The sequence below is a fragment of the Pseudomonas coronafaciens pv. oryzae str. 1_6 genome, assembly GCF_000156995.2.
Taxonomy (GTDB): domain Bacteria; phylum Pseudomonadota; class Gammaproteobacteria; order Pseudomonadales; family Pseudomonadaceae; genus Aquipseudomonas; species Aquipseudomonas tremae.
Window position 1 is genome coordinate 182,475 of record NZ_CP046035.1, and the last position, 23,139, is coordinate 205,613.

A 23,139-nucleotide genomic window follows, 5' to 3' on the forward strand; every position below is an offset into this window, starting at 1 on the left:
GGTTTTCCGCTGACCCGATGTTGAGGATGACTAAATGAGCAATATTCCCGCCGAGCTGCGTTTCGCCGAAAGTCATGAATGGGCACGCCTGGAGGCTGACGGTACAGTGACCGTCGGTATCTCGGATCACGCACAGGAAGCGCTGGGCGATGTGGTGTTCGTCGAACTGCCGGAGATCGGCAAGGTATTCGCTGGCGGTGATGCCGCTGGTGTTGTCGAGTCGGTCAAGGCTGCCTCGGACATCTACTCACCGGTTGCGGGTGAGGTTGTCGCGGTCAATGAAGCACTGGGCGACTCGCCCGAATTGCTTAACAGCGAACCTTACAGTGCCTGGATCTTCAAGCTGAAACCTGCCAACGCTGAGGCTGATCTGGCCAAACTGCTGGACGCTGCAGGTTACAAAAGCGCCATCGGCGAGTAATTGCCGGATAAAAAAATGCCGCTCATCGAGCGGCATTTTTTATGCGTGACGCTTACTGGTTTTCAGCGACCAGGTTCTTGTCCAGGATCGCGTTGGCCAGCTCCATGTCCGTGGCTTTCAGGCCCGGATTTTCTTTACGCACTTGCTGGATAGCGGCTTCGAGGAACGGGCCGCGGATGTCGCCATTGCTGGCAACGTAGCTGCCGGCGTCATCTTGAGCGGCAACGATCAGCTTGTGATCCTTGAAGGTCAGGTAAGTCGAGCCAGTGGTGGCGCCCGAGGACAGCACATTACGCCAAAAGGTGTCAGCCATCGCTGAACCCATCGGGATGGAAAGCAAGGCTACGGTGGCGACAGCAAACTTGAGACGCATGATTTGGTACTCCAACTGTGGTTGTTCTGAGGGTTGGATAGCTAAACCCACGAACTAGTTCAATCAATGTGTACCGGCTAGTTCACTTTAGCGGATTTTCCTTAACAAGCCTGTTGGCACAGCCGCTGAAGAGGGCGCTCAACCCGCTCAGCGCTGCTCGCTCTGCGGCGTCACCCTCAGCACTTCTTCCAGTGTAGTCAGCCCAGCCGAGACCTTTTGTGCACCCGACAGGCGCAAGCTGCGCATGCCTTCCTTGAAGGCCTGACGGCGCATGGCAGTGAGGTCCAGGTCTGCGGAGATCAATGCCTTGATGTTGTCTGACATGACCATGATCTCGTAAACCCCGGCGCGGCCCCGATAGCCGGTATCGCGACATTCCACGCAGCCAACTGCCTGATGCGCACCAGCCGGTACGGGGGCTTGCCAGGGGCGTGTCAGGGTTTGCCAGTCAGTCTCGTTCAGATTGATCGGCGCCTTGCAGTGCGGGCACAGCGTACGCACCAGGCGTTGGGCCATCACGCCGAGTATCGTCGCCTTGAGCAGATAATGCGGTACTCCCAGCTCGAGCATGCGGCTGATGGCGCTGGGCGCGTCGTTGGTGTGCAGCGTCGACAGCACCAAGTGACCAGTCAGTGCCGCCTGAATAGCCATTTCAGCTGTCTCCAGGTCGCGAATTTCGCCGATCATGATGATATCAGGGTCTTGCCGCATCAGGGCGCGCACGCCAGCGGCAAAGCTCAGATCAATGTTGTGCTGCACCTGCATCTGGTTGAAGGCGGGCTCGACCATCTCGATAGGGTCCTCGATGGTGCAGAGGTTGACCTCAGAGGTCGCGAGCTTTTTAAGAGTGGTGTACAGCGTGGTGGTCTTGCCCGAACCGGTCGGGCCGGTGACCAGAATGATGCCGTTGGGCTGGCGGGTCATCTCCTGCCAGCGACGCAGGTCATCACTGGAAAACCCCAGCTGGTCGAAGTCCTTGAGCAGTACTTCCGGGTCGAAAATCCGCATCACCATCTTTTCGCCGAATGCTGTGGGCAAGGTCGACAGGCGCAGCTCCACTTCACGATTTTCGGGCGTGGTGGTCTTGACCCGACCGTCCTGCGGTTTGCGCTTTTCGGCGACGTTCATCCGTCCGAGGCTCTTCAGGCGGCTGACAATGGCCATGATGACCTGTGCCGGGAACTGATAGACGTTGTGCAGCACGCCGTCGATGCGAAAGCGCACGGTGCCTTGTTCACGGCGCGGCTCTATGTGGATATCGCTGGCCCGTTGCTGAAACGCGTACTGGAACAGCCAGTCGACGATATTGACGATGTGCGCATCGTTGGCGTCGGGCTCCTGATCACTGGCCCCGAGCTTGAGCAACTGTTCGAAGTTGCCCATGTTGCTCATTTTCTGTTCGGACGCATTGGCGCCGCTGACCGACTTGGCCAGCCTGAAAAACTCCATCGCCATGCGCTGGATGTCTGCCGGGTTGGCGACGACGCGTTTCACCTGAAGCTTGAGCACATGTGAGAGGTCGGCTTCCCACGAGCGCACGTAGGGCTGGGCGCTGGCGATGGTCACTGATTCGCGATCGACTGCCACGGCCAGAATCTTGTGGCGCTGCGCGAATGCATAGGACATCAGTGGCGTGACCGCTGCGACATTGATCTTCAGCGGATCGATGCGCATGTAAGGCTGGCCACAGATTTTTGCCAGCCAGGCAGTCAGGGTTTCTACGTCCAGCTTTTTGCCGGGACGCTTCAGGTCGTCGAACTGCAGCGACGCCAGAAATTCGAGCGGGTGCAGTTGAATGTTTACCGCGCTGCGACGTTGCGCGAGTGCGGTCTCCGAGTCGTCCTGACTCAGGTAGCCTTCGGCAACCAGGTCACGCAACACATCGTTCAGATCGAGCCAGCGATCCTGTGAAGAAGGGGACAGGGCTGCCATGCGCGCTCCTTGGGGCAATTTGGTCATGTGACGCTGAACAAGCGTAGACGCCAAGCGTGACAGCGTTACTCGTTCTGTGCGACCGGGAATTACCGAAGCAGGCGAATTGATTCAGCCGCGGGCCAGCGCGACGTGAGTCTGTGGGGTTTTGAGAGCGTCGGTTTGTTCGACATCCACCGAGCAGACGTCGATCAGGTTGCGCATTTTTTCACCAATGACCTGGGCCCGGTGCCAGCTCAGCCTGGCGACGTGGAGGTCGATGACCAGCATGCTTTCCTGCTGCACGACGCTGAGCTGGTGAGGAATCAGGTACTGCATCGCAAACAGGTTCAGCACCTGGCAAAGCAACGCTGGCTCGGCTTCGGCAACAATCCGATAGCGCGCGCAGCACGAAGCATTGCTGGATGACCAGCTGTCGGGGCGTTGCGAGAGGGTGGTCACGGCTTCGAGGTTGGGCATGCTGATACTCCAGAACGATGGTAGAAATCTTTACATGCGGCAAAAGAAATTTCTGGTCCATCATCAACTGGATTAGTCTTGTTAAGACTTGTTAATGCGTCAGTGACTGCTGCGGAAGAATAATTATGCAAACCGAGCTGGATGTGTACGACCGCAAGATTCTGGCTTTGCTGCAGGAGGACGCTTCGCTTTCCAGCGCGCAGATCGCCGAGCAGGTCGGCTTGTCGCAATCTCCTTGCTGGCGTCGCATTCAGCGGCTCAAGGATGAGGGGGTAATCCGGCGCCAGGTCGCGTTGCTGGACCGCAAGAAAATCGGTCTGAACACGCAGATTTTTGCCGAGGTCAAACTCAATGCCCACGGGCGCTCCAACTTCACCGAGTTCACCGATGCGATTCGTGGTTTTCCAGAGGTATTGGAGTGCTATGTGTTAATGGGGGCGGTGGATTTTCTGCTGCGCATCGTGACGCCGGACATCGAGGCTTATGAGCGGTTTTTCTTCGAAAAGCTGTCGCTGGTGCCCGGTATTCAGGAAGTGAACTCGACAGTGGCACTGTCAGAGATCAAATCCACCACCAGCCTGCCGCTATTGCGCCAGGGAGGCTGAATTCATGACCTCTTGCCAATTGCCTGCCGCGCCGCACACCCAAAGCAGGGCGCAGGGCGTCACCCGAGGTATTCCCACGCTGGAGCGTGCGGAACGATAGTTACACGAGAGAACACAGCTCCAGCCTTACAAACGCAACAAGGTCTTCCATGCGCGGCTCTGGAAGACAGTGATGGCTTGCTGAACACGGGCATCGAGCACTTCGTCGCTGATGTCCAGATGGGCCAGTTCTTCCAGTTTGCGCATTTCGCCGTACAGGCGATCGAGCTCTGGCAGGTCCAGCGCGGCGCGTGCCCAGTGCAGCCAGGCTTGCATGCGTTCGATCCGTGGCAGTTGCTCGGCCAGGTCTTCCGGTTGCTGCTGATAGCGGCTCAGTTGCAGGGACGTCGCCTCTTCGCCCAGCAGGCGAGGCAGCCAACTGCTCAGCAGGGCAGCGCCCTGGCGGTTGCCACGCGTGTTGCGCTCGGCGGTCCAGCTGCGGGCCAGCAGCCAGCGCGAGGTGTTCAGTGAAAACTCGCCCCAGCGGGTGTCCTGCAATTCTTCAAGGAACTGCTCGTGAGCAGCGCCACGCACATCACCATCTTCCTGACCAGCCTGAACCAGTGGGCGCCAGTCTTCCAGCAGCGCGTCCAGCGAGGTACGTAGCTGGGCCGTCGAAGTGCGTGGTGCGGCCTGGCCGAGGCTGCTGGTCAGTGCGCGCAATTCGGCGAGCATCTCGACCCAGTCCTGCAGCAAACGCCAGTGGCCGTTGAAACGGTACTGCTCGGCCAGACGCTGGCTGCTGCCCAGCAAATGCCAGGCCAGCGCCGAGTAAGCATCATCCAGCGGGGTTTCTGCGTTCAGAACAGGCGCCGGGAGGCTCAATGAGTAGCTGCTGGCGTCGAGCAGGCGATAACCGCGCTCAGCCTTGCTGATGTCGCAGGGCATCAACGGCAGCGTTGCAGCCAGTTCAGCGGCCAGTTCCAGCAGCGCCGCAGGGTCGCCCTCGCGCAGCTCAAGCTCCAGCTCGCAGATTTCTTCCTTCTGCTTGCCTGCAACCACCTGGCCCAGGTCCAGCGCGGCTTCGATCACCACTTTGGTTTTGCCACGACCCCAGGCAATTTCGGCTTTTTCACGCACAAAGTCGGTGGTGAACAGCGGCTTGATGGTTTTCTTGTCCAGTTCGGCCAGTTGCTCGGGCCAGCAGTCGCCTTCGAGTTTTTTCAGGTCCAGCTTGGCTTTGGGCAGATCCCAGTTGTATTCGTTGCGCTCGGACAGGCCGGCCACACTTTGCCCGCGAGTCTTCATGGTCTGGATGATCTGATCGCCATCACGACGGATGCGCAGCGCCACTTTGGCGTGGGCCAGTTCGCGTTCAGGGGTATCGAAATACTGGTTCGACAGTTCCAGGCGCTCCCAGCCACTTTTGTTGCGCTTCTTGAGCAACGGGTGTTCGCGCAGTGCAGCGAGGGTCTCGCGGCTGACGCGGAGTTTGATTTCTGTTTCTTTTTGCATGGCCGGGGGAATCCAAACGCTGATACTGATAACGGAAGCGCAGCCCATGACTGAACGGCTGCTGATGGCGCCAGTGTACAGGACATGGCCCGAAACGGTTTATTCCTGGGTTGCTATGGCCCTATGATGGGCTGTGTTTCGTCTTGATTACAGGAAGCGTCCATGCCGTTGCCGTCCATGAAAGACCAGTTCGCCGCCTTGATCGCTGCGCCTTCGGTGAGCTGCACTCAGCCTTCCCTGGACCAGACCAACCGTCCTGTCATTGATCTGCTGGCCGGCTGGCTTGGGGATCTGGGTTTTGCCTGTGATATTCAGCAGGTGTCACCCGGCAAGTTCAATTTGCTGGCCACCTTCGGCACCGGGCCTGGCGGTCTGGTGCTGGCCGGCCACAGCGATACCGTGCCGTTCGACGAAGCGCTGTGGAAAACCGATCCGCTGAAGCTGACCGAAGTCGATGGCCGCTGGGTCGGGCTGGGCAGTTGCGACATGAAAGGCTTTTTCGCACTGGTGATCGAAGCCGTACGCGGGTTGCTTGATCAGCCGTTCAAGCAGCCGCTGCTGATCCTCGCCACCTGCGACGAAGAAAGCTCGATGGCCGGAGCCCGTGCGCTTGCAGACGCCGGACGCCCGCTGGGCCGCGCAGCGGTAATCGGCGAGCCGACCGGTCTCAAGCCGATCCGCATGCACAAAGGCGTGATGATGGAGCGCATCCATATTCTCGGGCGCAGCGGCCACTCCTCTGATCCGAGCCTGGGGCACAGCGCGTTGGAGGCCATGCACGACGCGATCAGCGAACTCAAGGGCCTGCGCACGCAATGGCAATCGGAATACCGTAATCCGCAGTTCACTGTGCCGCAGCCTACCCTGAACCTGGGCTGCATTCATGGCGGCGACAACCCGAACCGCATCTGCGGCCAGTGTTCGCTGGAGTTCGATCTGCGCCCGTTACCGGGCATGGACCCTGACGTATTGCGTGCTGCGATCCGGCACAAGCTGCAACCTTTGGCTGAACTGCATCAGGTGCAGATCGACTACGCTCCACTGTTCCCCGAGTGTTCGCCGTTCGAGCAGGTGGCGGATGCCGAACTGGTGCGCGTTGCCGAACGACTGACCGGCCACACAGCGGCAGCAGTAGCATTCGGCACCGAAGCGCCTTATCTTCAGCGCCTCGGTTGCGAAACGCTGGTGCTGGGGCCTGGCGATATTGCCTGCGCGCATCAGCCGGGGGAATACCTCGAAATGTCACGTCTGGACCCTACAGTGCGTCTGTTACGTCAGTTGATCGAACATTATTGCCTGACGCCTCAATGAGTCAGGTTCCACAAGAGCCGAATACAAGGAGATTGCGCGTGCCAAGCCTGTTCCGACGATAACCACCACACCGTTGTGCGTGCTTTTTCTCTTCGTCCATTTTTCTACAGGCTCTTGTTGTCATGCCCGAATACGTCAACTGGCTACGCGATGCATCTCCTTACATCAATGCTCACCGCGATTGCACCTTCGTCGTCATGCTGCCCGGCGACGGCGTCGCACACCCCAACTTCGGCAATATCGTCCACGACCTGGTGCTGTTGCACAGCCTTGGGGTGCGGCTGGTGCTGGTGCATGGCTCGCGTCCACAGATCGAGAGCCGTCTGGCCCAGCGCGGGATTACCCCGCGTTATCATCGCGATTTGCGCATCACCGATACCGAGACACTGGAATGCGTGATCGATGCCGTCGGTCAGCTGCGCATCTCGATCGAGGCACGTCTGTCGATGGACATGGCTGCTTCGCCCATGCAAGGTTCGCGGTTACGCGTCACCAGCGGCAACGTGGTGACCGCCCGGCCTATCGGCGTGCTGGAAGGTGTCGATTATCAGCACACCGGCGAAGTGCGCCGGGTTGACCGCAAGGGTATCAATCGTCTGCTGGACGAGCGTCACATCGTACTGCTGTCGCCGCTGGGCTACTCGCCGACCGGCGAAATCTTCAACCTCGCCTGCGAAGACGTCGCCACACGCGCCGCTATCGATCTGGCCGCCGACAAACTGCTGCTGTTCGGCGCCGATGAGGGCCTTTTGGACGAGCAGGGACGGCTGGTACGCGAGTTGCGCCCTCAGCAGGTGCCTGCCCATTTGCAGCGCCTGGGCAGCAACTATCAGGCGGAATTGCTGGATGCAGCGGCAGAAGCCTGTCGTGGTGGTGTGGCCCGCAGCCATATCGTCAGCTATGCCGAGAATGGCGCACTGCTGACCGAGCTGTTCACCCGCGACGGTGGCGGCACGTTGGTCGCGCAGGAGCAATTCGAGTTGGTGCGCGAGGCGGCCATCGAAGACGTCGGCGGTCTGATGGACCTGATCACCCCGCTGGAAGAGCAGGGCATTCTGGTACGCCGCTCCAGAGAAGTGCTGGAGCGCGAGATTACCCAGTTCAGTGTGGTCGAGCGTGAAGGGATGATCATTGCCTGTGCCGCGTTGTACCCGATTGCCGACTCGGAGTCAGGCGAGCTGGCGTGTCTGGCGGTCAACCCCGAGTACCGGCATGGTGGTCGCGGTGACGAGTTGCTGGAGCGTATTGAAAACCGTGCCAGGGCATTGGGCATCAAGACCCTGTTCGTCCTCACCACCCGCACTGCGCACTGGTTCCGCGAGCGCGGTTTCGAGCCCAGCAGCGTAGACCGCCTGCCAAGCGCCCGCGCCTCGCTGTACAACTATCAGCGTAATTCGAAGATTTTCGAGAAGGCTATATAAGCGCTGGAGCGGACGCAGAGCGTGGGAACGATAGGTGTTCTTACAGACACCTGTCGTTCCTCACCCTCCAGCGTGGGAATGCGGTTCGTGACGCTCGGCGTCACCTGCGCATCAGTTGCTGATCGACAGAATGCTCGCCTGATACGAGCCCACGAATGTGTCGAAATCCACCACTTCCTCCGTCGCTTCCAGCTCGGCCTGTTCCTCAAGGGAGGTTTTGGCCAGGGCTTCGAAGTGTGCCTGTTCTTCAGCGCTCAGCGGGTGAGTGCGGAAGTATTCGGCGTGGACCTGGCTTTGGCGAAGGGAGAACGCCGTGAAGCCTTCGTTGTGCGCCTTCATGCTGGCCAGCACCTGGGCTGAAGGGGTCAGCGCGGTGTCGTCGATCTTGGCCTGTTGCACGTCGATGGATTTGACGTGTTCATCTATGCCTTGCGCCTGATCCAGCAGTCGGGCAATGGGCGTGATTTTCTCCAACAGCTCGGTCGCCCATGCCTTGAGCTCGACAGGGCTGTTGTCGCGCAGCAGGTTCAGGCCCGGACGGCGACCTTCCTTGACCACCGAGAGGAAGTTCGAGCTTGCATTGGAACACTCGTGGCCAGCCAGTTGCTGGCTTTCCTCAAGGGCGCAATACAGCACGAACGCGTCGATGAAGCGTGATTGTTCCAGGCTGATGCCGGTCGGCAGAAACGGGTTGATGTCCAGGCAGCGCACTTCAACGTACTGCACACCGCGGGCCACCAGCGCCTGAATCGGGCGTTCGCCGCTATAGGTCACGCGCTTGGGACGTATGTTGGAGTAGTACTCGTTTTCAATCTGCAACACGTTGGTGTTGAGCTGAATCCATTCGCCGTTCTGGTCATGAGTACCGACATCGACGTATGGCTGATAAGGCGTTGCCACAGCCTTGCGCAGGCTGTCGGTGTAGCTGACCAGATCGTTGTAGCACGGCGTCAGGTCAGCCTGAGCGTCACTCTGATAACCCAGATCGCTCATGCGCAGGCTGGTGGCGTACGGCAAGTACAACGTGTCGGCGTCAAAGTGTTCCAGCTGATGCTCACGGCCGCGCAGGAAACCTGCGTCCAGCGCCGGTGATGCACCGAACAGGTACATCAGCAGCCAGCTGTAGCGGCGGAAGTTGCGAATCAGCGCGATGTAGGAATGCGACTGATAGTCCCGCGCGTCGCCGGCAAAGTCTTCGGTCTGCTTGAGCAGCGCCCAGGCATCTTCCGGCAGCGAAAAATTATAGTGAATACCGGCAATGCACTGCATGGTCTTGCCATAACGCAGCGCCAGACCCTTGCGATAGACGTATTTGAGTTTGCCGATGTTCGAGGTGCCGTAATACGCGATCGGTATGTGCTCTTCGTCGGGCAAAGGGCACGGCATCGAAGGGCTCCAGAGCAGCTCGTTGTTCAGCTTGCTGTAGGCGAATCGATGGATCTTGTCCAGGCTGTCGAGGGTCTCGGCCGGGTTCTTCAGTGCGGGCGTGATGAACTCCAGCAGTGATTCGGAGTAATCGGTCGTGACCTGGCCGTTGGTGAGTGCTGCACCCAGAGCTTGAGGGTGGGGCGTGCACGCCAGTTCTGCCGTTGCAGTAACGCGCAGACATTCACGCTCGATACCGTGCAGGCACTGCTCCAGCAAAGAGAGGTTGTTGCGCTCGCCAAGCAAAGCAAGACGGCGGTTTAAAAGTTCGCTCAAGGTGTAATCCTTCACGCATCGGTCGCCCCGATATGGGGGTGGACTTGATGGTCTGCAAGGGTGAGGAGAGGAACTGGCGTGGTCGCCTGGTCGGGTCGTTGACGCCAGTTCACAATCATTGCTCTTCGTCGTACCACCCAAATGGACTCGGCACCACGCTAATGGTGCCGAAATTAACTCAAATGATGTCGGTACGGCTAGGTCCACTTCGCAATGACTGATTGCATCAGCCTCTGAGCGAGTCTAGATGACTGCAAATGTGCCTTGGGCTTTTGCGACGAGCTTGTCGCCCTGGACAACTTCCGCTTCTACCACCAGCGTGCGGCGACCCGCGTGCAGGACCTTGGCGATGCACAGAACTTCGCCGTCCGACACGCCACGTACATAGTTGATCTTGCACTCGATGGTCACGCTGCGCTGGTCGAAACCATGAACGCTGGAACAGGCCAGCCCCATGGCAATATCGACCAGACTGAAGATTGCCCCGCCGTGCATCACATTGCCGCGATTGCGCAGATGCGCTTCCAGTGGCAGTGCAACTTCGGCAACGCCTTCGTCAAGACGCCGCAGCTCGCAGCCGAGCATCTTGAAGTAGGCGCTGTGGGTCAGATCCTCGGGAATGTCCATCAACGCTTCTTCAACTGCTTGGCGTTGGCAAACAGCGACGCCATGGCGTTGTTGGCCGGTGCAGGTGCAGAGGTTTCCTTGCGCGGGGCGTTGTTCTGCTGACGCGGTGCCGAGCCTGGACGCGCGCCACGCGCACCATCGATTTTTTCGCCGGGTGTGTCGCTCATGCGCATCGACAGACCGACACGTCTACGCGGGATATCGACTTCCATGACTTTCACTTTCACCACGTCGCCGGCCTTGACTGCTTCACGCGGGTCTTTGATGAATTTCTCGGACAGCGCGGAGATGTGTACCAGACCGTCCTGATGCACGCCGATATCGACGAAAGCACCGAAGTTAGTGACGTTGGTCACGACGCCTTCGAGGATCATGCCCAGTTGCAGGTCCTTGAGGTCCTCGACGCCATCCTGAAATTCGGCGGTCTTGAACTCCGGGCGTGGATCGCGGCCAGGCTTCTCAAGCTCTTGCAGAATGTCCGTCACCGTCGGTAGACCAAAGGTCTCGTCAGTGAACTTCTTCGGGTCCAGACGCTTGAGAAAGCTGGCATCACCTATCAGCGAACGGATATCACGATCGGTTTCAGCCGCAATGCGCTGTACCAGCGGGTAGGCTTCAGGGTGAACGGCGGAAGAGTCCAGCGGGTTGTCACCGGTCATGACACGCAGGAAGCCTGCGGCCTGTTCAAACGTCTTTTCGCCCAAGCGACTGACTTTCTTCAGCGCTGCGCGTGTCTTGAACGCACCGTTTTCATCGCGATGCGCGACGATATTCTGGGCCAGCGTGGTGTTCAGGCCGGAAATGCGCGCCAACAGCGCCACCGATGCGGTGTTCACGTCCACGCCTACGGCGTTCACGCAATCTTCAACCACGGCGTCCAGGCCGCGAGCCAGCTTGAGCTGCGATACGTCATGCTGGTACTGACCGACGCCAATGGATTTCGGGTCGATTTTCACCAGTTCGGCGAGCGGATCCTGCAGGCGGCGGGCAATCGATACCGCACCACGGATCGACACGTCGAGGTCCGGGAACTCCTTGGCCGCCAGTTCCGAGGCGGAGTAGACCGAGGCGCCCGCTTCGGAAACCATGACCTTGGTCATCTTCAAACCTGGGTATTTCTTGATCAGCTCAGCGGCCAGCTTGTCGGTTTCGCGGCTGGCGGTGCCGTTGCCGATGGCAATCAGATCGACCGAGTGCTTGGCGCACAGGGCTGCCAGCACGGCGATGGTCTGGTCCCACTGGTTTTTCGGTACATGCGGATAAACGGTCGCGTAGTCGAGCAGCTTGCCGGTGGCATCCACCACGGCGACCTTGCAGCCGGTACGCAGGCCCGGGTCGAGGCCCATTGTGGCCCGCTGGCCAGCCGGAGCGGCGAGCAGCAGGTCGTGCAGGTTATGGGCGAAAACGTTGATGGCTTCGGTTTCGGCGCCTTCACGCAGCTCGCCCAGCAGGTCGGTTTCCAGATGGCTGTACAGCTTGACCTTCCAGGTCCAGCGGACCACTTCGGCTAGCCATTTGTCGGCAGGACGGTTCTGATTCTGGATACCGAAACGCTCGCCGATCATCAGCTCGCAGGGGTGCATGGTGCCCGGCAGTTCTTCACCGACTTTCAGTGCGGAGCTGAGGAAACCTTCGTTGCGCCCGCGGAAAATCGCCAGCGCGCGGTGTGACGGCATGCTCTTGAGCGGTTCGTCATGTTCGAAATAGTCGCGGAACTTGGCGCCTTCCTCCTCCTTGCCAGGCACCACCCGAGCGCTGATCACCGCTTCCTGCTTGAGGAAACCGCGCAGCTTGTCGAGCAGTGAAGCGTCTTCGGCAAAGCGCTCCATCAGGATGTACTTGGCGCCTTCCAGTGCGGCCTTCACGTCGGCCACGCCTTTTTCGGCGTCGACAAAGCGGGCTGCTTCTGCTTCAGGAGCAAGGCTCGGGTCGTTGAACAGGCCGTCGGCCAGCTCGCCCAATCCGGCTTCAAGGGCGATCTGGCCCTTGGTGCGGCGCTTCTGCTTATAAGGAAGATACAAATCTTCAAGACGCGTCTTGGTGTCGGCCAGCTTGATGTCTCGGGCCAGTTCCGGGGTCAGCTTGCCTTGCTCTTCGATGCTGGCAAGAATGCTGACGCGCCGGTCGTCCAGTTCGCGCAGATACCGCAGACGCTCTTCCAGATGGCGTAATTGAGTGTCATCCAGGCTGCCGGTCACTTCCTTGCGATAGCGGGAAATGAAGGGCACGGTCGAGCCTTCATCCAGTAGTGCTACGGCCGCTGCGACCTGTTGTGGGCGTACACCGAGTTCTTCGGCGATGCGGCTGTTGATGCTGTCCATAAGACCACCTGGAGTTGTGAGCAAAAAACGGGGCTCGTACGAATTGTCTTGCCTGGATTTCGTTCGCCAGCATTTATATGTATGGCTGGCGAACCGCCATAAGCACGGCTTTGCCTGACTTTGAAGGCGGCGCATTATACCCGGCAAAGGCGGATTAGGGGATTGGTCGATAAACGAGCTGTTTTTGAGCGAAAAGACAGGCGCAAGTGTCGCCCCCAGTAAAATCTGCTAACAATGCACACGGTGCGCATCACCGCAGCTACGCCATAATGCGCCCCGAGATCAGAGGAGCATCCGATGAGCAGCACCGCACAAAATGCTGAAGGCGAAAAAATCCTGATTGTCGATGACGATCCTGGGTTGAGCAGTCTCCTGGAACGGTTTTTTACCAGCAAGGGCTACCGCGCCCGCGCGGTGGCAAACGTGGAGCAAATGGACCGATTGCTGGCCCGTGAGGTTTTCAACCTTGTGGTGCTGGATTTGATGTTGCCTGGGGAAGATGGCCTTTCCGCGTGCCGCCGGCTGCGTGCCGCGAACAATCAGGTGCCGATTATCATGCTGACCGCCAAGGGCGATGAGCTGAGCCGCATCAAGGGGCTCGAACTGGGTGCCGATGATTACCTGGCCAAGCCGTTCAACCCGGATGAGCTGATGGCGCGGGTCAAGGCTGTATTGCGTCGTCAGGCAGCTCCGGTGCCGGGTGCGCCCGGCAGCGAGGACGAATCAGTCAGTTTTGGCGACTACGTGCTGTCGCTGGCGACACGCGAACTCAAGCGCGGTGAAGAAGTGCACATGCTCACCACGGGCGAATTCGCAGTACTCAAGGCGCTGGTAATGCATGCTCGGGAGCCACTGACCCGGGACAAACTGATGAACCTGGCCCGTGGCCGCGAGTGGGATGCGCTGGAACGGTCCATCGACGTGCAGATATCCCGTCTGCGTCGCCTGATCGAACCAGACCCGTCCAAGCCTCGTTATATCCAGACAGTCTGGGGCGTCGGCTATGTATTCGTTCCGGATGGTGCCGGAAATCGCTGACAGCCTGGCTGTCAGCACAGAAATTCGTCATCCCTGCCAGTTACGTCAATAACCTTTCAGGAGGTTATCGACGTGCTGGTTTTTTGCGTTCGTCCATCGGGTCTCGCCCGCGTTCGGCAAACCTGCGAGCCTCGCTCGCCTTGCAAAGTGTATGGCTGCAGTTATGAAGACACCGCTCTGGTTCCCGCAAAGCTTTTTTTCCCGCACGCTCTGGCTGGTGCTCATCGTCGTGCTGTTTTCCAAGGCATTGACGCTGGTTTATCTGTTGATGAACGAGGACGTGCTGGTCGACAGGCAATACAGCCACGGCGTTGCGCTGACCCTGCGCGCGTATTGGGCTGCCGATGAAAATGATCGCGAAGCGATTGCCGAGGCGGCCGGCCTTATCCGGGTGGTTGGCGGGGGCGTGCCGGAAGGCGAGCAGCACTGGCCGTACAGCGAGATTTACCAGCGGCAGATGCAGGCTGAACTGGGGGCCGACACCGAAGTGCGTCTGCGTGTGCATGCACCGCCTGCACTTTGGGTACGAGCGCCGAGCCTGGGGGATGGCTGGCTGAAAGTACCGCTCTATCCGCATCCGTTGCGCGGGCAGAAAATCTGGAGCGTGCTGGGCTGGTTCCTGGCTATCGGGTTGTTGTCCACCGCATCAGCCTGGATCTTCGTGCGTCAGTTGAATCAGCCGCTCAAGCGGCTGGTGTTTGCCGCTCGACAGTTGGGGCAGGGCCGCAGCGTGCGTCTACCGGTCAGTGACACGCCCAGCGAGATGACTGAAGTGTATCGAGCCTTCAACCAGATGGCCGAAGACGTCGAACAGGCAGGTCAGGAGCGCGAACTGATGCTGGCAGGTGTGTCCCACGATTTGCGCACACCGCTCACTCGTCTGCGTCTTTCTCTGGAGCTGATGAACGACAACGAGTTTTCTGAAGGCATGGTGCGTGACATCGAGGATATGGATGCGATTCTCGATCAGTTCCTGGCATTCATTCGTGATGGGCGTGACGAAGAAATCGAGGAGGTCGATCTGGGCGACCTGGTTCGCGATGTCGTTGCGCCGTTCAACAACGACGAGGACAGCATCCGACTGTGCCTGGAACCCATACCGCCCTTTCCGCTACGTAGAGTGTCGATGAAGCGTCTGTTGACCAACCTGATCGGCAATGCCCGCCATCACGCAGGTAACGGTATTGAAGTGGCGGCTTATGTCTCAGGCGACAGAAATGCGCCTTACGTGGTGTTGAGCGTGCTGGACAGAGGGGCGGGTATCGATCCGTCCGAGCTGGACACCATCTTCAATCCGTTCATCCGGGGCGATCGTGCCCGTAGCGGCAAAGGCACCGGTCTGGGGCTGGCGATAGTCAAGCGTATTGCTGCCATGCACGGTGGTAATGTCGAGTTGAGAAACCGGTCGGGCGGTGGACTGGAAGCGAGAGTACGGTTGCCGCTTGGGCTGATGTTGCCGAGGGATGCCATCTAGGGCTAGTAATTCGGGGGGAATATAAAGCGCCATGCATGGCGACAGAAGGGCGCCTGATAAATCGAGGTGGCCTTATGGACGTGCATGGCGGCTTGCCTGACCCGGCCCATGATGGAAGTACTCCCTGTACTCCTAGGTCACGTCGATCCTTTCGATCAACGCATCCCGGCCCCCTGGTCATGTGCGTACCCTCTTCAGGTCGCACAACGCAGAAAGGCAGTGGCTTATGCAGTCACTGCCTTTCTGGATGAATCAATACCAGTTCGGGTCTTTGCGCAATTGCTCTTGCAACAGACCTTTCATACCTTCGTCAGGCTTACCCAGGTAGCGATAAGTCGCATGACGTGTCGGCGATTTGTCTGCAGGAAGACCCGCAGGCACTTCGACCAACATGGCGTAGGCATCTTCCTTATCGAGGCTCACAGCCACGATCAGGCGCTTGCTTTTGCACGTATCGGCGGTTTCGCAAAGCGGCCCCACCAGATAATTGTCACCGTCCTCGGTAACTGCCGTCATTTGCTGCTCGGAGGCACCAGACAGGTTTATCACCCACTCCGGCAACCGCTCTTCCTTCTTGACGACTTTCGTCCAGGTTGTGCGGTACTCAGGGGCAGAACTCAAAAGCTCATTGACCCTGGACTGCCCATCGTTGGCAGCCATGGCCATGGCACTGCCGCCCAATAGCAGGGCGGCGGCCAGCGTGCGAAATGACGTGTGCATCTTTAGCCTCGACCACGACGACCGAAGAAGAACGACACCACGAACATCACCAGGAATACGACGAACAGGATCTTGGCGATACCGGTTGCCGTGCCTGCGATACCGCCGAAGCCCAGTACTGCAGCGACGATGGCGATGATCAGAAACGTGATAGCCCAACTCAACATAGTGATACTCCTTTTTGATGCCGTTTTAATTAATAAAGGGTGCTGCGTTTTTTTCAAATCGGGTCAAAAAACCCATTTTTGCTGTGGCGCGACTTCATCCACCGAAACCAGGCCGTCTACAGGACGGACGCTCGAAGACATATCCTTGTTCGCAGAAGCGCTTACTTCGCGATAGGAAATGCTATTGCTATGGATGAACGGCTGAATGGTTTGAGCTGCTTCGCTGGATGGATTCCAGCGCTGGAACTGCTGAATGGCGATCAGAGTGACAAGCAAGGCCAGCAGCAAGAACAAACCTTGCTGAAGGTGCAGAGGGGAGATACGAAACTGTGCAATACGCTGGCTGTTCATCTGCAAACTCCCCTGGCCTGTGCTGGCTTTCAATCTGATGGGTCTAGGTACAACGACCTCGTTGAAAGGGATATTGCAGACTGCATGCCAACTTCATAATCGTATTTAATATCAACTAAATCAGTGGCTTACGAACTAATCGCCAAGCCTTCTGCAAGCAAGCTGCACGATTACACCTTTGTAATCGTGCGTTCTGCACGAAGGAGGCGTTGAAAAGCCCGCTCGGTTCAGCCTGCGCTGCGCGCCATGACTTTCAATGCGTCACCGTTGACGCCTTTGACGCCGCGAATATTTCGCGCGATTTCAACGGCCAGTTCTTTCTCGGCGAAGTTGGCGACCACGCCGTTGAGGCTGACGACACCGGCTTTGGTGTCCACCTTGATATTCATCCCGTCCAGATTGCGGCTGTAGATCAGGCTCGCTTTCACCTTGCTGGTGATCCACGCGTCACTCATTTCTTCAGTCGGTGTCAGCGTTTGCGGCTGAGCTTTCGCGGCAATGGAATCGGCAGCACTCAGGCTGATGAGGTTGTTGACGCTGACCACACCGTCGGTATTGCTCGCCAGACTGCCCGCCAGTTCCTTGGCCTCCGGGCTTTGCGCACGTCCCTTGAGGGTCACGACGCCGTCCTTGCTGTCGACGTCGATGTTCAGCGCCTCGGTGACGCTGCTCCACAGCAGCTTGGACTTGACCGTCGCGACCAGCGTCGCATCTTCGAAACGCTGGGCCATATTTGTTCTGGAGCCAGGCTCGCTGGCGACGGAAGGATCGATCTCCAGCTGATTGTCGACTTTTTCAATACCCTTTGTGTCTAGCGCGATACGCTCGGCCAGCTCGCGATCAACCTGATCCTCGACCTTGCCTTTGAGAATGGCTGTGCCTTGCTCGACATCCACTTCGATCTTGAACGGGCTCAAATGTTTGTTCAATGCGAAGGCTGTCCAGATAGAGCCTTCCTGACGCGCCTCGCTAAGCTGGGTCTGCAGGTCAGCCTGGGCGAGAGCGGGGCCGCTGCCAAGCAGCGCAGCGCACGCGGTGATCAGGGCAATCTTTTTCAATGAGAACATGTGAGCTTTCCTTTTGAAGTGGGTTGTCGTCTCCGGATAGACGGTTTTAACGGCATAAACGCAGATTAATCGGCTCGTTCGCCATTGGGCGAACAGAGAGCTACCATGCATGCCGCAGAATCAATCAGAATTGACCATGCAACTTGCCCGATGATTCCGAGACTAACTGAGACAATTCATTAAGGAGCGTAGGAAAAATGGAAGCAGCCACTGAGAATCAGGGCCGTATTCTGCTTGTGGACGATGAGTCCGCCATCCTCCGCACCTTCCGGTACTGTCTGGAAGACGAAGGTTACAGTGTCGCCACTGCCAACAGCGCAGCGCAGGCTGACACGCTTATGCAACGCCAGGTGTTTGACCTTTGCTTTCTCGATTTGCGTCTGGGCGAAGACAATGGCCTTGATGTGCTGGCGCAGATGCGTATTCAGGCACCGTGGATGCGCGTGGTCATCGTCACCGCGCACTCGGCGGTCGACACCGCGGTGGATGCCATTCAGGCCGGCGCAGCCGACTATCTGGTAAAGCCCTGCAGCCCTGATCAATTGCGTCTCGCGACCGCCAAGCAGCTGGAAGTACGTCAGCTGTCGGCGCGTCTCGAAGCGCTTGAAGGCGAAGTTCGCAAGCCAAAAGACGGCCTGGATTCGCACAGCCCATCCATGATGGCCATTCTGGAAACGGCCCGCCAGGTGGCGGTTACGGATGCCAATATCCTGATTCTGGGTGAGTCCGGTACCGGTAAAGGCGAGCTGGCACGGGCGATACACGGCTGGAGCAAGCGGGCCAAGAAGTCTTGCGTCACGATCAACTGCCCGTCGCTCACTGCTGAATTGATGGAAAGCGAGCTGTTCGGTCACAGCCGCGGCGCGTTCACAGGTGCCAGCGAGAGCACGCTGGGTCGCGTCAATCAGGCCGATGGCGGCACGCTGTTCCTTGACGAGATCGGTGATTTCCCGCTGACGCTGCAACCCAAGCTGCTGCGTTTCATTCAGGACAAGGAATACGAGCGAGTGGGTGACCCGGTGACCCGTCGTGCAGACGTGCGCATTCTGGCGGCCACCAACCTCAATCTGGAGGACATGGTGCGTAGCGGGCGCTTCCGCGAGGATTTGCTGTACCGGCTGAACGTGATCACCTTGCATCTGCCTGCCCTGCGCGAGCGCAGCGAAGACATACTGACCCTCGCAGACCGTTTTCTGGCGCGTTTCGTCAAGGAATACGCGCGACCGGCCCGAGGCTTCAGTGAAGAGGCGCGAGCCGCGCTGCTCAACTATCGCTGGCCTGGCAACATTCGTGAGCTGCGCAACGTGATCGAGCGAGCCAGCATCATCTGCCCGCAGGAGCGTGTCGAGATCAGTCACCTCGGCATGGCTGAGCAACCGACGAATAATGCACCACGAGTGGGTGCGGCGCTGAGTCTGGACGAGTTGGAAAAAGCTCACATCGGGGCCGTGCTGGCGACCAGCGAAACCCTCGATCAGGCAGCCAAGACACTGGGTATCGACGCTTCGACGCTTTACCGCAAACGTAAACAGTACAACTTGTGAATAATTTCTGATGAAACTGGCCATGAAGCTGCGCACACGCCTTTTTCTGAGCATCTCGGCCTTGATCACGGTCGCGCTGCTCGGATTGTTGCTGGGGCTCGTCAGCGTCATGCAGATGGCCCGCACTCAGGAATCATTGATTCAGCACAACTTCGCCATTCTGGATCTTGGCCTGAAGCTGCGTCAGAACCTGGGCGATCAACTGGTGTTGATGACCGGCTCGCAGCGCAACAAGCCCGAACTGCAGAAGATGCAGGCACAGTTCGAAGAGTTGCTGGAGCAGGGTTCGGTGCAGGATCCGCAGCAGAACGTGCGTACCGGGTTCGAGTCCACCAAACGGGACTACCGGCACTTCATCGAGGTCTGGAACCGTCTGGGGGACGACCCGCGCGGTATTCGTGGTACGCCGCCACTGAGCGAAAGCTTCAATGCGTTGCGCAACGGGCTGTTGAACGTGCATCGCAAGGCGCTGGAAAACATCAGCAATGCCGAGATCAACTCGCGGGACCGCGCTTTGTGGATCGCGGGCCTGCTGGGACTGGTCGGGCTGGCAGTGCTGTGTATCGGTTTCGTGACCGCACACGGTATTGCACGTCGTTTCGGTGCGCCGATCGAAGCCTTGGCCAAGGCGGCTGATCGCATCGGCGAAGGCGACTATGAGGTCACTCTGCCGATATCTTCGGCTGCAGAAATGAACCTGCTGACCCGACGCTTCGGCATCATGGCTGAGGCCCTGCGTCAGCATCAGGCGACCAATGTCGACGAGCTGCTGGCGGGTCAACAGCGCTTGCAGGCGGTGCTTGACAGTATTGACGATGGCCTGTTGATGATTGATCGCCAAGGGCATCTGGAACACTTGAACCCGGTGGCCCAGCTTCAGCTCGGGTGGGATGAGAGTCGCCTCGGCGAGAGTCTCGGCGCTGCACTGAATCGCCCCGAACTGGATGAGCAATTGCATCTGATCCTGCGTGGCGGGACGCTGGAGCGCGCGCCGGAAGATCTGGCCATCGACATTGATGGCGAGTCGCGATTGCTGACCTATAGCATGACGCCGGTGAGCCACACCAAAGGCCATATCCTGGGTGCAGTGATGGTGCTGCACGATGTTACCGAGCAGCGGGCTTTCGAGCGAGTACGCAGCGAGTTTGTGCTGCGCGCTTCGCATGAGCTGCGTACACCGGTCACCGGCATGCACATGGCGTTCGGTCTGTTGCAGGAGCGCCTGCATTTCGCCCCGGAATCGCGCGAAGCGGATTTGCTCAATACGGTGACCGAAGAAATGCAGCGGTTGATGCAACTGATCAACGACCTGCTGAATTTCTCGCGCTATCAGAACGGTCTGCAGAAGCTCAAGCTGGCGCCGTGTTCCATCGAAACGTTGCTGGAAGAGGCCAAGGCGCGCTTCGAAGATCAGGCTCTGGAGCGGGACATCGTGCTGATGCTGGACATCCAGGAGCCTTTGCCACGCCTGCATGCCGACCAGTCTCAACTGGAACGTGTTCTGGACAACTTGCTGGATAACGCCCTGCGCCATACGCCGCCCAAAGGCCTTATCCGTTTGCAGGCCAGACGCCACGGCGAGCGGGCGATCATCAGTGTCGAAGACAACGGCGAGGGCATTGCCTACGGGCAGCAGGGCCGGATCTTCGAACCCTTCGTTCAGGTCGGCCGCAAAAAAGGTGGTGCCGGCCTGGGGCTGGCGCTGTGCAAGGAAATCGTCCAGCTGCACGGCGGCCGAATGGGCGTCTACTCAAGGCCGGGGCAGGGCACGCAGTTCTACATGGCATTGCCGCTTTAAGGGGTTAAGCGGCAACACGCTGTTGATTGCGCCATGCGGTCAGTTCGAGTGGTTAAGCACCTGCAGAATTGCCGCGCTCTGGGCGTCAGGTTCGCCTTCGAAACGGGCAGGGCGGTAGTGCATCTGAAAGGCGGCCAGCACCTCGCGTGTCGCGACGTCGAGCTCTCCGGTCTGCGGTGTGCTGTAGCCCAGGCGCGCGAGCTGTTGCTGAAACCAGCTGATGCTCGGCAGGTTGACTGCCAGCAGCGCCTGACGTTGCGCAACCAGTGCTTCATCGGGCCAGACGCCAAGCCCTTCAGCGGCCAGGCGTTTCCACGGGAATAACGGACCTGGGTCTTGCTTGCGCAAGGGCGCAATGTCGCTGTGACCGATCACGTGCCTGGGGTCGATTTTGTTGCGCTTGACGATGTCTTTGAGCAGCACCGTGATCGACTGGACCTGTGCCTCGGTGTACGGATACCACAAGCGACCTGTCGGGGTGTCCTTGAAGCCCGGGTTGACGATCTCGATGCCTATCGAGCTGGAATTGAGCCATGTGCGCCCTTCCCATTCGCTCTCGCCAGCGTGCCATGCCCGGGCATTTTCATCCACCAGCTTGTAGATCGTGGCCTGCTTGTCGTCGCCGATCAGGTAATGAGCGCTGACCTCGCCGTGGGTCAGCAATTGCAGGGATCGCTCCATCGACGTCGAGGTGTAGTGCATCACGACATACTGAACCCGGTTGTCGAAATTCGCCGACGGATGACTGGTGTCCAGCTTGGGGCCGCTGGAGCACGCCGTGAGGATGAGCATGAGGAGTGCAGAGAGATACAGCTTCATGGGATTGGCAGCGTCGGGAGGTAATGAAACATCATAACAAAACGCAGAAGAAATGCTTCACCGTCGAAACATTCGTTCAGTCAAAATGTTTCAGTCAGCCTTGCTCTACCCGGTTGCGACCGTTTTCCTTGGCTTTGTACAGCGCCTGATCAGCGCGTTTGATAGCCGTATCGCTACGTTCGCCCTGTCGCAGCGCGGTGACTCCGAGGGATACGGTGATCGTGACGCGTTCGCCCTTGAAGTGGAACGGGCACTCTTCGACCGCCGTGCGCAGTTCGTCAAGCAGCGTCAGCCCTGTGCCGATAGGTGTGGCGGGCAGCAGCATGACGAACTCTTCACCGCCGAATCGGGCCATGAAGTCGTTCGGCCGCAGACGTTTTTTGAGGACGTTGGCGACAATCTTCAGCACCTTGTCGCCTGCCAGATGGCCGTACCCGTCGTTGATGCGTTTGAAGTGATCCAGATCGAGTATGCACACCAACAGGCTGTTTTTCGCTTGTTGCCACTGGGTCATCTCGAGTTCGAGGCGCTCGCCCCAGGCGGCACGGTTGGCAAGGCCGGTGAGGGGGTCAATCAAGGCTTTCTGGCGCTGTTCTTCCAGGTTGCTTCTGAACCCCAGTGCTTCCTGTTCCATGCTCGCCACACGAGCCGAAAGGCTTTGCAGTCGGGATGCAACCTCTTGCTCGCGGTCGTCGCGTTTACGCTGATAGTGGTCCATGGTGCTGAGCAGGCCTTCCAGGCGGTTATCCAGCACCTGCTTCAGACTGGTCAGGTCGGAGGCGTCCTGAACGCTGGTTTGCAGGCCGCCTACCTGTTCGCGCAACTGTTCGCTCAGGTCACGAGCAGTGGACTGAACCTCGGCGTGGTCCTCACTGGCGGCTTGCAAGTGGCTCTGGAATGATTCGAGCCGCTCGTTGAGCTGCTTGAGGTAAATACCGAATTCCTGCTGGCCACCGTTATTGATCGCCAGCATGAGCACGGCCAGGTCATCCAGAATAGGCAGCAGCTCATACCAGTTGAGCCCATGTTTCAGGCGTAGCTGCATATCCTCGACCTGCGGCCGAAAATGCTCCGACAAGGTCAGGTCGTTGAGCAGGCCCAGCAGTGTTTCTTCAATGTGAGAAGCTACCGAGCTGTAGCTGGGCTCGGGGGAAGAGGGCAGCGCGTAACCGTCATCGTCTTCAGCATCTTCCGGGTCTGGTGCGAGGGCTTCTTCCTGCTCGTCGAGTGGCATGACGACCGGCGCCGGGCGTTGCTGGTAAGGCACGCTCGGTATGGGCGCGAGCCTGTCCGTGAAATCGACGGGTTCGACGTACGCATAGGCGCTTTCAGCGATCGGCACGGCAGCGAATTCGGGTGCTGACGTAGCAACAGGCTCGACAACCGGTGAGGGCGCATCAGGTTCGGCGAGCGCTACGGTGGCCGGTGGGGCGGTTTCAGTCACAGGCTCAGGCACTGCAGAGTGTTCGATGACAGGCTCTGCGATCTCTACCGGC

The 23,139-nt window shown here is 58.9% G+C and carries 20 protein-coding genes and 1 pseudogene; 8 read left to right on the forward strand and 13 right to left on the reverse strand.

The annotated features are described in order from the left end of the window. Positions 1-34: 34 nt before the first annotated feature. A complete protein-coding gene (gcvH, locus tag POR16_RS00895; RefSeq protein WP_005887950.1) occupies positions 35-421 on the forward strand; it encodes a glycine cleavage system protein GcvH in 387 nt (128 codons plus the stop codon). Between the two features lie 52 nt (positions 422-473). Here gcvH and POR16_RS00900 read toward each other — a convergent pair whose 3' ends face one another. The 3 genes from POR16_RS00900 to POR16_RS00910 form a co-directional block, all read right to left on the reverse strand. After that, positions 474-794 carry a DUF2388 domain-containing protein gene (locus POR16_RS00900; protein WP_005887951.1) on the reverse strand — a complete coding sequence of 107 codons (321 nt, stop codon included), beginning with the start codon at positions 792-794 and terminating at the stop codon, positions 474-476. Positions 795-941: 147 nt separating this feature from the next. Then, the gene (gene tfpB, locus POR16_RS00905; RefSeq protein WP_024669156.1) at positions 942-2,726 is read right to left on the reverse strand and encodes a type IV pilus assembly ATPase TfpB; all 1,785 of its coding nucleotides are present in this window, start codon (positions 2,724-2,726) and stop codon (positions 942-944) included. Between the two features lie 111 nt (positions 2,727-2,837). Beyond that, complete coding sequence (locus tag POR16_RS00910) at positions 2,838-3,185, reverse strand: hypothetical protein (RefSeq protein WP_005887954.1); 348 nt, start codon at positions 3,183-3,185, stop codon at positions 2,838-2,840. Between the two features lie 125 nt (positions 3,186-3,310). Between POR16_RS00910 and POR16_RS00915 the strand changes: the two genes are divergently transcribed. Further along, on the forward strand, positions 3,311-3,790 hold the full coding sequence (locus POR16_RS00915) for an Lrp/AsnC family transcriptional regulator (RefSeq protein WP_005887955.1): 480 nt from the start codon (positions 3,311-3,313) through the stop codon (positions 3,788-3,790). A gap of 126 nt (positions 3,791-3,916) precedes the next feature. Here the strand turns inward: POR16_RS00915 and POR16_RS00920 are convergent, their stop codons facing one another. Next, a complete protein-coding gene (locus POR16_RS00920) occupies positions 3,917-5,284 on the reverse strand; it encodes a CYTH domain-containing protein (RefSeq protein ID WP_005887956.1) in 1,368 nt (455 codons plus the stop codon). A 162-nt stretch (positions 5,285-5,446) separates the two neighbouring features. Here POR16_RS00920 and argE point away from each other — a divergent pair, with 162 nt between their 5' ends. Both argE and argA read left to right on the forward strand, forming a co-directional pair. Continuing rightward, positions 5,447-6,595: an acetylornithine deacetylase gene (gene argE / locus POR16_RS00925; RefSeq protein WP_005887957.1), complete on the forward strand. Its 1,149-nt coding sequence runs from the start codon at positions 5,447-5,449 to the stop codon at positions 6,593-6,595. A 122-nt stretch (positions 6,596-6,717) separates the two neighbouring features. Next, on the forward strand, positions 6,718-8,016 hold the full coding sequence (gene argA, locus POR16_RS00930) for an amino-acid N-acetyltransferase (RefSeq protein WP_005887958.1): 1,299 nt from the start codon (positions 6,718-6,720) through the stop codon (positions 8,014-8,016). Between the two features lie 111 nt (positions 8,017-8,127). Here argA and gshA read toward each other — a convergent pair whose 3' ends face one another. The 3 genes from gshA to POR16_RS00950 form a co-directional block, all read right to left on the reverse strand. After that, positions 8,128-9,717, reverse strand: coding sequence for a glutamate--cysteine ligase (gene gshA, locus POR16_RS00940; RefSeq protein WP_005887959.1), 1,590 nt, complete (start codon positions 9,715-9,717; stop codon positions 8,128-8,130). Between the two features lie 243 nt (positions 9,718-9,960). Beyond that, positions 9,961-10,344: a PaaI family thioesterase gene (locus POR16_RS00945; RefSeq protein WP_005887960.1), complete on the reverse strand. Its 384-nt coding sequence runs from the start codon at positions 10,342-10,344 to the stop codon at positions 9,961-9,963. Continuing rightward, entirely contained in the window at positions 10,344-12,665 is a 2,322-nt protein-coding gene (locus POR16_RS00950; protein WP_005887961.1) for a Tex family protein, read from the reverse strand. Before POR16_RS00950 ends, POR16_RS00945 begins: the two co-directional genes overlap by 1 nt. Before the next feature lie 297 nt (positions 12,666-12,962). Here POR16_RS00950 and ompR point away from each other — a divergent pair, with 297 nt between their 5' ends. After that, positions 12,963-13,703: an osmolarity response regulator transcription factor OmpR gene (gene ompR, locus POR16_RS00955; RefSeq protein WP_005887962.1), complete on the forward strand. Its 741-nt coding sequence runs from the start codon at positions 12,963-12,965 to the stop codon at positions 13,701-13,703. 163 nt (positions 13,704-13,866) lie between these two features. Beyond that, a complete protein-coding gene (locus POR16_RS00960; protein WP_003380228.1) occupies positions 13,867-15,177 on the forward strand; it encodes an ATP-binding protein in 1,311 nt (436 codons plus the stop codon). 252 nt (positions 15,178-15,429) lie between these two features. On the opposite strand, the gene POR16_RS00965 is transcribed toward POR16_RS00960, so the two are convergent. From POR16_RS00965 to POR16_RS00980, 4 genes are all read right to left on the reverse strand, one after another. Then, positions 15,430-15,897 carry an inhibitor of vertebrate lysozyme family protein gene (locus tag POR16_RS00965; RefSeq protein ID WP_005887964.1) on the reverse strand — a complete coding sequence of 156 codons (468 nt, stop codon included), beginning with the start codon at positions 15,895-15,897 and terminating at the stop codon, positions 15,430-15,432. 2 nt (positions 15,898-15,899) lie between these two features. Then, positions 15,900-16,064 (reverse strand): DUF1328 domain-containing protein, encoded by a 165-nt coding sequence (locus POR16_RS00970; protein WP_002555679.1) that lies wholly within the window; start codon positions 16,062-16,064, stop codon positions 15,900-15,902. Positions 16,065-16,127: 63 nt separating this feature from the next. Next, a complete protein-coding gene (locus tag POR16_RS00975; RefSeq protein WP_005887966.1) occupies positions 16,128-16,415 on the reverse strand; it encodes a hypothetical protein in 288 nt (95 codons plus the stop codon). 227 nt (positions 16,416-16,642) lie between these two features. Continuing rightward, positions 16,643-17,482: a BON domain-containing protein gene (locus tag POR16_RS00980; protein WP_005887968.1), complete on the reverse strand. Its 840-nt coding sequence runs from the start codon at positions 17,480-17,482 to the stop codon at positions 16,643-16,645. Between the two features lie 197 nt (positions 17,483-17,679). Here POR16_RS00980 and algB point away from each other — a divergent pair, with 197 nt between their 5' ends. Both algB and POR16_RS00990 read left to right on the forward strand, forming a co-directional pair. Beyond that, positions 17,680-19,026: a sigma-54-dependent response regulator transcription factor AlgB gene (gene algB, locus POR16_RS00985; RefSeq protein WP_002555682.1), complete on the forward strand. Its 1,347-nt coding sequence runs from the start codon at positions 17,680-17,682 to the stop codon at positions 19,024-19,026. A gap of 10 nt (positions 19,027-19,036) precedes the next feature. After that, complete coding sequence (locus tag POR16_RS00990) at positions 19,037-20,824, forward strand: KinB sensor domain-containing domain (RefSeq protein WP_005887970.1); 1,788 nt, start codon at positions 19,037-19,039, stop codon at positions 20,822-20,824. A gap of 39 nt (positions 20,825-20,863) precedes the next feature. Here the strand turns inward: POR16_RS00990 and POR16_RS00995 are convergent, their stop codons facing one another. Next, positions 20,864-21,643, reverse strand: coding sequence for an N-acetylmuramoyl-L-alanine amidase (locus POR16_RS00995; RefSeq protein WP_024669163.1), 780 nt, complete (start codon positions 21,641-21,643; stop codon positions 20,864-20,866). A gap of 94 nt (positions 21,644-21,737) precedes the next feature. Next, positions 21,738-23,039 (reverse strand): annotated as a pseudogene (locus tag POR16_RS26940) (GGDEF domain-containing protein); the annotation flags it as partial. Positions 23,040-23,139 lie beyond the last annotated feature (100 nt).